Origin of the sequence: Aeromonas sp. QDB30, from assembly GCF_027707645.1 — a bacterium.
In the GTDB taxonomy this organism is placed as follows: Bacteria; Pseudomonadota; Gammaproteobacteria; order Enterobacterales; family Aeromonadaceae; genus Aeromonas; species Aeromonas caviae.
In genome coordinates this window covers 26,128-34,164 of the sequence record NZ_JAPCIY010000045.1, presented here as the reverse complement: position 1 = coordinate 34,164, position 8,037 = coordinate 26,128, and the positions used below count along the sequence as shown (strand labels likewise).

Annotated in this window: 11 protein-coding genes and 1 pseudogene; 9 read left to right on the top strand and 3 right to left on the bottom strand. The window is 63.2% G+C overall.

The window, feature by feature from the left end:
- Positions 1-100 precede the first annotated feature (100 nt).
- The 4 genes and pseudogenes from PG896_RS13930 (at position 101) to PG896_RS13915 (ending at position 2,417) form a co-directional block, all read left to right on the top strand.
- Positions 101-1,270 (top strand): annotated as a pseudogene (locus PG896_RS13930) (UPF0149 family protein).
- Between the two features lie 150 nt (positions 1,271-1,420).
- Positions 1,421-1,891, top strand: a complete 471-nt coding sequence (locus PG896_RS13925; RefSeq protein WP_010674639.1) for a MarR family winged helix-turn-helix transcriptional regulator — start codon at positions 1,421-1,423, stop codon at positions 1,889-1,891.
- Complete coding sequence (locus PG896_RS13920; RefSeq protein WP_043155974.1) at positions 1,888-2,076, top strand: DUF4250 domain-containing protein; 189 nt, start codon at positions 1,888-1,890, stop codon at positions 2,074-2,076. The genes PG896_RS13925 and PG896_RS13920 overlap by 4 nt, the downstream gene beginning before the upstream one ends.
- 161 nt (positions 2,077-2,237) lie before the next feature.
- The gene (locus PG896_RS13915; RefSeq protein ID WP_049636389.1) at positions 2,238-2,417 is read left to right on the top strand and encodes a hypothetical protein; all 180 of its coding nucleotides are present in this window, start codon (positions 2,238-2,240) and stop codon (positions 2,415-2,417) included.
- Positions 2,418-2,508: 91 nt separating this feature from the next.
- On the opposite strand, the gene PG896_RS13910 is transcribed toward PG896_RS13915, so the two are convergent.
- Positions 2,509-3,096 (bottom strand): FMN-dependent NADH-azoreductase, encoded by a 588-nt coding sequence (locus PG896_RS13910; protein ID WP_010674635.1) that lies wholly within the window; start codon positions 3,094-3,096, stop codon positions 2,509-2,511.
- Positions 3,097-3,322: 226 nt separating this feature from the next.
- Here PG896_RS13910 and PG896_RS13905 point away from each other — a divergent pair, with 226 nt between their 5' ends.
- The 4 genes from PG896_RS13905 to PG896_RS13890 all read left to right on the top strand — a co-directional run bounded on the left by PG896_RS13905 (position 3,323) and on the right by PG896_RS13890 (position 6,593).
- A complete protein-coding gene (locus PG896_RS13905) occupies positions 3,323-4,213 on the top strand; it encodes a DMT family transporter (protein ID WP_041211382.1) in 891 nt (296 codons plus the stop codon).
- Positions 4,214-4,286: 73 nt separating this feature from the next.
- Positions 4,287-5,465, top strand: coding sequence for a formate-dependent phosphoribosylglycinamide formyltransferase (purT, locus tag PG896_RS13900; RefSeq protein WP_270835813.1), 1,179 nt, complete (start codon positions 4,287-4,289; stop codon positions 5,463-5,465).
- A gap of 128 nt (positions 5,466-5,593) precedes the next feature.
- Positions 5,594-6,253 (top strand): hexitol phosphatase HxpB, encoded by a 660-nt coding sequence (gene hxpB / locus PG896_RS13895; protein ID WP_043155976.1) that lies wholly within the window; start codon positions 5,594-5,596, stop codon positions 6,251-6,253.
- A 136-nt stretch (positions 6,254-6,389) separates the two neighbouring features.
- Positions 6,390-6,593: a CPXCG motif-containing cysteine-rich protein gene (locus PG896_RS13890; protein ID WP_005336871.1), complete on the top strand. Its 204-nt coding sequence runs from the start codon at positions 6,390-6,392 to the stop codon at positions 6,591-6,593.
- Positions 6,594-6,671: 78 nt separating this feature from the next.
- Here the strand turns inward: PG896_RS13890 and PG896_RS13885 are convergent, their stop codons facing one another.
- The gene (locus PG896_RS13885) at positions 6,672-6,962 is read right to left on the bottom strand and encodes a YciI family protein (RefSeq protein ID WP_029314482.1); all 291 of its coding nucleotides are present in this window, start codon (positions 6,960-6,962) and stop codon (positions 6,672-6,674) included.
- Positions 6,963-7,064: 102 nt separating this feature from the next.
- Positions 7,065-7,676: a riboflavin synthase subunit alpha gene (locus tag PG896_RS13880; RefSeq protein ID WP_201921835.1), complete on the bottom strand. Its 612-nt coding sequence runs from the start codon at positions 7,674-7,676 to the stop codon at positions 7,065-7,067.
- A 133-nt stretch (positions 7,677-7,809) separates the two neighbouring features.
- On the opposite strand from PG896_RS13880, the gene PG896_RS13875 reads away from it, so the two are divergent.
- Complete coding sequence (locus tag PG896_RS13875) at positions 7,810-8,016, top strand: YaeP family protein (protein ID WP_010674629.1); 207 nt, start codon at positions 7,810-7,812, stop codon at positions 8,014-8,016.
- Positions 8,017-8,037 lie beyond the last annotated feature (21 nt).

The following is an 8,037-nucleotide window of genomic DNA, read 5'->3' as shown; positions in this document are numbered from 1 at the left end:
ACCAGCGGGGCTGACGCCCCGGCGAAATTCCCCTCCCACCTACGTCGGAGGGAGTCCCCTTTCGCATTTAAGATGGATCCAGACCCACAGCCAGCAGGAGATGAGTTACCCCGCCCTGCACGGCTTCCTGTGCGCCCGTCTGGCGGGGCCCGTAGCCCCCGACTGGCAAGATCCGCTGGCCGGCCTGCTGCCTCATGATGCGGCGCTGGACGAGAAGAGTGCCGAGGCGCTGCATCACCTGATCGCCGAGCTGGAAGCCCAGGCCGACGACGCGCAGCTGGCCCTGCCGAGCCAGTGTCGCCTCTCTACCGACAACCCGGAGCAGGTGTTTGACAAGCGCCATCCTCTGGGCTAATGGAGCTATGGCTTCAGTCAGGGGGTAGCCTGCTGGCCGGCGCCGACCGACCTGAACGATCCGGCGACCCGCCATCGCTTCAGCCTGGTGGCCGAGCTCTGCCTGTTTCGCGACAAGCCCATGGCCATGATGCTGCACCAGGCTACGGCCAGCGAGCCCCCCTTCCTCGATTTTTGCAAGCGTCAACGCCAGCAGATGAAGACGGCCCTCAACCTCCTGCTCGGCCAGGATCACTACGAGGCCGAGCCTGAAGAGAGCCCGTCCCTGGACAACGAGCAGACTCGCCAGTGGCAGCAGTGGTTCGAGCTGGCGGCAGAGAGCCGCGATCCCCTCGCTCGCCTTGGCTGGTTCGAGCGCATCATTGCCGATGCCAACCTCCTGTTCGATGAGGCATTCTGGCAAGCCCACGCGGGCCATGGCTGGCAGGTCCCCGAGGCACGCCCTCTGATCGCGGCCAGGGCCGGTCGAGCCGATTGCCTGCTGCGACTTGGGCAGCTTGGGCAGGCACGGGATGAGTACCTGGCCCTGCTCGCCCTCTGTCGCGCCGACGAGCCCGCTTGCCGCCACCCCCTCTCCACCCTCTATGCCTGGCAAGGGGAATGGGATGCCCTGCAACAACTGCTGGTGCGCTTTGATGAAGCCTCCTGCTGGCTGCTTTACAACAAGGCCTTGATGAGCTTTGTCTGCGAAGGGGAAGCGGCGGCGCGCCCTCATCTGGCGGCGGCAATGGAGGTCAATCCCCATGTGCCCGCCACTTTGCTGGGCCAGCGCCGCTTGCCCAAGCAGGAGCCTCGCCGCTGGCAGGGAGGCAGCCGTGACGAGGCGGCGCTCTACGCCTTGCAGAGTCGCGAGGCCTGGCTGACCCACAACGCCTTGATATGGCTGCGAAAGAGTGCGGGCAAGCAGGCCAGTTGAGACCCCAATTGCCGATTCGATGACAGAACACGTGCGCAAACGCACATTTTTCTGGTGACTGGTCAGACAAATGCCCCTGTGTTACGTATCATCAAGGCCAAAGTATCAAGAGAAACTGCACCCGATGCAGCCGCCACAGCAGGATGTCATATGTCGAAGATCATTGAGCTGCTCGCGCACTACCCTCCTTATCAGCTGGTTCACGCCGCTGAGATGGTGCGCGATACCTTTGAACAGTTTTATCAGCAGCGGTACCAACTCACCGTGCCCCAGTGGCGCCTGATGATGGTGCTCGGCCCCCACTACCCCATCAGCCAGAAGGAACTGGTGGAGGCGAGCGGCATGGACAAGGTACGGATCTCCCGCGAGATCCATCGTCTGGTGGAGAAAGGCATCCTGTTCACCGAGAACAGCGTGCAGGACAAGCGCATCAGCCTGGTCTCCTTCACCCCGGCGGGGCTCACCCTGTTCCAGCAGCTCAAGACGGAGGCGGGAAGCTGGCAGCACACCCTCACCGACTATCTACCGGCCGAGGCGCGTCAGAGCATTCGCCTGCACCTGCAGAGCGTCAGCGATGCCATCGAACAACTTCACCTGCTGGACAACGAGCAACCCTCATGAAGCTAAACAACTTTGCCACCATGGATGTCAACATGCTGCTGAGCCTGGTCAACATGCAGCTGCGTGATCACTACGAGGATCTCGATGATCTTTGCCGGGCGCAGGATCTCGACAAGGAGGCCCTGGTCGCCAGGCTGGCCAGCGGCGATTTCCACTATCAGGAAGATCAGAAGCAGTTCAGATAGGGATCCGGATCACAACCCGACCCATGCCGCTGGCTCCGTCGGCAAAAGCTGCTAAGGTGGTGGCTACCCGGTCCGTTGATGTTCGCAAGAGGTATGGATACATCTTGTTGTCACAGACCGCGGTTAGCCTCTTGTTCACCACCCGCAGCCAAGGATGACCCATGATGCGCCTCATTCGACCAACCAGCCTGATCACCCTCTGCACATTGCTGGTGATCAGCCTCTTCCTTCCCCAGGTCCCCACCAGCGCCGAGCAGTGGCTCACCACCCTGCTGCTGGCCTCCCTCGTGGCGGTCTTTCTGATGGTCGGCAGCGGCTGCCGCCACTTCCTGCGCGAATAACGACACCAGAGCGCGATGACTGCCCAAAAACAACAACGCAGCCCGAGGGCTGCGTTGTTGTTTCAGGATACTGTGGAGGCCCCGAGTCGCATCAGTAAGCCAGGGTTTCCAGCTGCTCCTTGGCCTGCTCGATCCCCTTGGCTTGCGCCTCCGGACCCATGCCCATGCCTTCGGCATAGATGAAGTCCACTTCGGTGATGCCGATGAAGCCCAGCACGGTACGCATGTAGGGGGTCACCAGGTCGGTGGCATTGCCCACGTGCATGCCGCCACGGGGGCTGACCACCAGGGCGCGGGTGTTCTCCACCAGGCCGACCGGACCGGTCTCGGTGTAACGGAAGGTCACGCCGGCACGGGCCACCAGATCGATCCAGTTTTTCAGCTGGGTCGGGATGTTGAAGTTGTACATGGGGGCCGCGATGATCACCAGATCGCTCGCCTTGAGCTCGGCGACCAGCTCGTCGGACTGGGCCAGCACCGCTTGCTGACGCTCGTTCAGGTTCTCGCCACCACGCAGGCCCATGGCCAGCTCGCCGTCCAGCACCGGCAGGTTCAGGGTCGCCAGATCGCGTACCTGGATGGTGTCACCCTGGCGCTCGGCCAGGTAGCCGTCGATCAGGGCGTTGGATTGGGAATACTGGCCCAGGATGCTGGACTTCAGAACGAGGATATTGGCCATGGTGAAACTCCATTTGATTGTCAATTGAACAGCCAGGCTGTCGATGGAGGTCACTATAAAGACTGGCATTAAAGCCTGATAGCGAAAATAGATGCTCAAGTCATTCAAAAAATTTGATGTCTGTGCATTTCCTCGGCAGAGAGGGGCTCATCAAACTCCGCACCCTTGGCATGACAAACGATTGCCGTTATGATCCGCCGCACTTTTTGTACGTGATCCGGATCTCATGACCTCCTCCCGCAGGCACTCCCCCTTTGCCGGCGCCGTCTGGATGATGGTGGCAGGCCTCTGCTTCGCCGCCGTCAACAGCCTGAGCCAGTATGTCAGCTTCACGCTCGGCCTCCCCTCGACCCAGGTCGCCTTTCACCAATATCTGATCGCCCTGGTCTGCCTGCTGCCCTGGCTGGTGCGCCACGGTCTGCGCCAGTCCCTGATGACGAACCAGCTGCGCCTGCACCTGCTGCGGGTCGCCCTGGCGGTGACCGGCATCCAGTTCTGGCTCTGGGCCCTGGCGGTCCCCGTCCCCATCTGGCAGGGGATCGCGCTCTTGATGACCTCCCCCCTGTTTGCCACCCTGGGATCAGCCCTCTTTCTCAAAGAGCAAGTGAGCCGGGCCCGCATTCTCGCGACCCTGGCGGGGTTTGTGGGCGCCATGCTGATCCTGGCTCCCTGGACCGACGACTTCACCCTGGCCTCCCTGCTGCCGGTGGCGGCCGCCCTCTTCTGGGCAGGCTACTCCTTGCTGGTGCGCTATCAGGCGGCCAGCGAGTCGTCCCACACCATCGTCGTCTACCTGCTCGTCTTCAGCACCCCGTTCAACGCCATGCTGGCGATCCCTGAATGGCAGTGGCCGAGCGAAACCCAGTGGCTGCTGGTGGCCGCCTCGGGCGTACTGTCGGCACTGGCCCAGATGTCCATCGCCCGCGCCTACAGCGTGGCGGAGGCCTCCTTCGTGCAACCTTTCGATTTTGCCAAGCTGCCCATGAACGTGCTGGCCGGCTGGCTGGTATTTGGCTGGGCGCCCCCCGGTCGCTTGTGGCTGGGGGCGGCCATCATCATCGGCGCCATCACCCTGCTCACCCATCTGGAGCAGCGCGCCCACCCACCCACTTCCTGAGGTACGCCATGCGTGCCTCTTTTTTTGCTCACCCGGATCAGCCCTGCTGACCACCGACCTCAGGAGAGATCAGATGTTTGGAACCGCCACCCGCCCCACTGCGACCCGCGCCCTGCTGCTGGGATCAGGCGAACTCGGCAAGGAGGTCGCCATCGAGCTGCAGCGGCTCGGTATCGAGGTGATCGCCGCCGACCGCTATGCCAACGCCCCCGCCATGCAGGTGGCCCACCAGGCCCGCGTGCTGGACATGCTGGATGGTGCCGCCCTGCGCGCCCTGGTGGCCGAGGTCAAGCCCGACCTCATCATCCCCGAGATTGAAGCCATCGCCACCGACACCCTGGCCGCCCTCGAGCAGGAAGGGGTCAAGGTGGTGCCCAATGCCCGCGCCACCCAGCTCACCATGAACCGGGAGGGGATCCGTCGCCTCGCCGCCGAAACCCTGGGACTGCCCACCTCTGCCTACCGCTTTGCCCAGAGCAAGGAGGAGTTTGTGGCCTCCGTCGAGGCCATCGGCTTGCCCTGCGTGGTAAAACCGGTGATGAGCTCCTCCGGCAAGGGGCAGAGCCTGCTGCGCGACCTCGCCAGGCTGGATGAAAGCTGGACCTATGCCCAGGAGGGGGGCCGTGCCGGTCGTGGCAAGGTGATTGTCGAAGGCTTCGTTCCTTTCGAGTACGAGATCACCCTGCTCACGGTGCGCGCCGTCGATGGCATCCACTTCTGCGAGCCTATCGGCCATCGTCAGGAGGATGGCGACTACCGCGAATCCTGGCAGCCCCAGGCCATGAGCGAGCTGGCCCTGGCCCGCTCCAAGGAGGTGGCGGCCAAGGTGGTCGAAGCCCTTGGCGGCTACGGTCTGTTCGGGGTCGAGCTCTTCATCAGGGGTGACGAGGTGTGGTTCAGCGAAGTCTCCCCCCGCCCCCACGACACCGGCATGGTGACCCTGATCTCCCAGGATCTCTCCGAGTTCGCCCTGCACGTGCGCGCCATCCTGGGGCTGCCCGTCGGCACCATCACCCAGTACGGCCCGAGCGCCTCTGCCGTGGTGCTGCGGGAAGGCCACAGCCAGGATATCCGCTATCAGGGGATTGGCGAGGCACTGGCCCTGGTGCCCGGTGCCCAGTTGCGTCTCTTTGGCAAGCCGGAGATCGTCGGTCGTCGTCGCCTCGGGGTGGCGCTCGCCCGTGGGCAGGATTGCCAGGAAGCCGTGGAGCAGGCCAAGACGGTGGCAGCCCAAGTCGAGGTACTGTTCTAGGCAATCCGCTTTACCACGCAAAAACAAACGTTTATCTGCGTGATCCGGCGCAAGGGGCAGGTGACTGCCCCTTTCCCATTGAAGCACCGGGCTTATAATCCCCCCTTCACCTATGTCAGGAGTACAAGATGTTAACTGCCGTGATCTTCGATATGGATGGTGTTCTGATCGACTCGGAACCCTTCTGGCAACGGGCACAGATGGCCGTCTTCGCCGAACTGGGCCACTTCCACACCGAGGAGGACTGCAACTCCACCATAGGGGTGCGCATCGATCAGCTGGTGGCCCACTGGTACCGGATCCGCCCCTGGAGCAGCCCCAGCCAGGAAGAGGTAGTACAGCGCATCCTGGATCAGGTGATCGCGCTCATCCTGCAAGAGGGACAGCCCAAGGCCGGGGTGCTGGAAGCCCTCGACCTCATCGAGGCCCAAGGGCTCAAGATCGGGCTCGCCACCTCCTCACCGTTTGCCATGGTCGAGGCGGTGCTCGGCAAACTCGGCATCCAGGACCGTTTCATGGCGGTCCACTCCGCCGAGGTGGAGCGCTTTGGCAAACCCCACCCGGATGTCTATATCCACGCCGCCGAGAAGCTCGGCGTCGAGCCTGTGCACTGTCTCGCCATTGAGGACAGCTTCACCGGCCTGCTGGCGGCCAAGGCAGCCTCCATGACGGCGCTGATCGTGCCGGACCCGGCGCTGGTCGGCGATCCCCGTCTGGCCATCGCCAACCACGAGTTGCGCTCTCTTGCCGAGCTGAACACAGAGATGCTGGCCGGCTGGGTCAAGTAGGCAACACCCTGGCGGACTGACCTCCTGCCTCGCTTGAGCCCGCTCATAAACGTGCGCTTGCTCGCGGTTGCGCCGCCTTGTGGCGACTAGAATCAGCAGGAGCACAGAGACGGCCCACGGGCCCGAGGAGGTCACCATGATCGAGTACACCAGCAAGCGTATCGTCTGCCCCCACTGCGGCCACCACACCCGGGTCGAGCTGGATGCCAGCCAGGGGGATCAGGAGTTCTACGAAGATTGCATGGCCTGCTGCAACCCCATCCACCTGCGGCTGCACCGGGATGAAGCCCGCGACTGCCTGCAACTCTTCGTGGATGCCGACGACGAGCAGCTGTTCTGAATTCCCTTGTCCAGACACAGATAAAAACAAACGGGACCCTGTGGGTCCCGTTTGTTCTGGTGCCATCGTCAGGCTGGATCACGCCTCCCTCAAGCACGCCGCCTTCGCCGACGTCATGGTCGGAACAAACTCCACCACCTGATAATCGGCCGCCTCTGCCTGCTTGAAGGGATCCTCTGCCAGCATCGCCTCCAAGGCGTCTCGGCTCACGCCCTGCGCCAGTATGACGCCCCCGACTCGGGGTACCCGACGCCCGGACGCCAGAAAATGGCCTGCGGCATATTGCCGCTCCAGCCACGCAATGTGGGCCGGGATCAGGGCATCGATCTCCGCCAGCGGTTTCACATAGGTCAATGTCACGACAAACATAGAGAAGTCTCCAAGGCTCTGGGGCGGCGCCTCTTCCACAAGAGGGCGCCTTTCCCGTGATGCCGCCCTCCTCTTCGAACCCTGGGGGCAGCGCTCAGGTGGTTACTGGCGCGCCGCCAGCACCCGCTCCACCGTGTCGACGATGGCCTGGGTCTGGGGGTCTATCTCGATGTTGGTCCGCCAGCCGGCCTTGACCCAGCCCAGGTTGGTCCGGGCCAGGGTCTCGGGGATCAGGTTGACGCAGAACTCCCTGGCGCGCACCTCGCCCACGGTGAGGCTGATGCCGTCGATGCCGATGTAGCCCTTGGTCAGCACGTACTTCATAAGCGCAGGATCGAGGCGATACCACACCTGGCGGTTGTTGGGGGTGTCGATGACCGAGGTCACCTCGGCCGTCCCCATGATATGGCCGGACATGGCATGGCCGCCAATCTCGTCCCCAAAGCGGGCGGCCCGCTCCACGTTGACCTTGTCACCCACCACCAGTTGCCCAAGGTTGGTGAGGCGCAGAGTCTCCTGCATCAGATCGAAGCTGACCAGATCCCCCTCCACCCGGGTGACGGTCAGGCAGCAGCCGTTGTGGGCCACCGAGGCCCCCAGGGCCAGCCCCTCGCCCCAGGCCGGGCTCGGCATGCGGATCACGTGGGTGCGAAAATTGGGCAGTGAATCGATGGCCACCAGTTCGGCGGTCCCTTGTACGATGCCGGTGAACATGAGTCTCTCCAGGCTGTGAAAATTGTCGGCAGGTTACCCCCGGCCACCTTGCAAGACAAGGGTGCCGGCTGACAAGGAGAAGCGCGATCGCTATAGTGACCCCAATCAATCCAGACTGAACGAGGAAACAAAAATGCAGGTATATCAATGCTGTGAAGCCATTCGCATCGCCTACAACCAGATTGGCTCCGGTGAGCAGGGTTATGTGCCCCAGGCCATTGCCGCCAGCATACGGGCGCTCAACGCCGTGGCCTCCGACGAGCGGGTACCGGCGGATCTGCGCGAGCAGGCGGCCTATGCCGCGGCCAACCTGCTGATCAGCGATCACGAAGACGCCTGATCCCGGCTACAAATCTGCCGC

Coding starts and splice junctions, on each gene's coding strand:
- PG896_RS13880 (WP_201921835.1), bottom strand. CDS start 7,676: ATGTTCACCGGCATCGTACAAGGGACCGCCGAACTGGTGGCCATCGAT.
- purT (WP_270835813.1), top strand. CDS start 4,287: ATGTTTGGAACCGCCACCCGCCCCACTGCGACCCGCGCCCTGCTGCTG.
- PG896_RS13920 (WP_043155974.1), top strand. CDS start 1,888: ATGAAGCTAAACAACTTTGCCACCATGGATGTCAACATGCTGCTGAGC.
- PG896_RS13885 (WP_029314482.1), bottom strand. CDS start 6,962: ATGTTTGTCGTGACATTGACCTATGTGAAACCGCTGGCGGAGATCGAT.
- PG896_RS13925 (WP_010674639.1), top strand. CDS start 1,421: ATGTCGAAGATCATTGAGCTGCTCGCGCACTACCCTCCTTATCAGCTG.
- PG896_RS13890 (WP_005336871.1), top strand. CDS start 6,390: ATGATCGAGTACACCAGCAAGCGTATCGTCTGCCCCCACTGCGGCCAC.
- PG896_RS13915 (WP_049636389.1), top strand. CDS start 2,238: ATGATGCGCCTCATTCGACCAACCAGCCTGATCACCCTCTGCACATTG.
- PG896_RS13905 (WP_041211382.1), top strand. CDS start 3,323: ATGACCTCCTCCCGCAGGCACTCCCCCTTTGCCGGCGCCGTCTGGATG.
- hxpB (WP_043155976.1), top strand. CDS start 5,594: ATGTTAACTGCCGTGATCTTCGATATGGATGGTGTTCTGATCGACTCG.
- PG896_RS13910 (WP_010674635.1), bottom strand. CDS start 3,096: ATGGCCAATATCCTCGTTCTGAAGTCCAGCATCCTGGGCCAGTATTCC.
- PG896_RS13875 (WP_010674629.1), top strand. CDS start 7,810: ATGCAGGTATATCAATGCTGTGAAGCCATTCGCATCGCCTACAACCAG.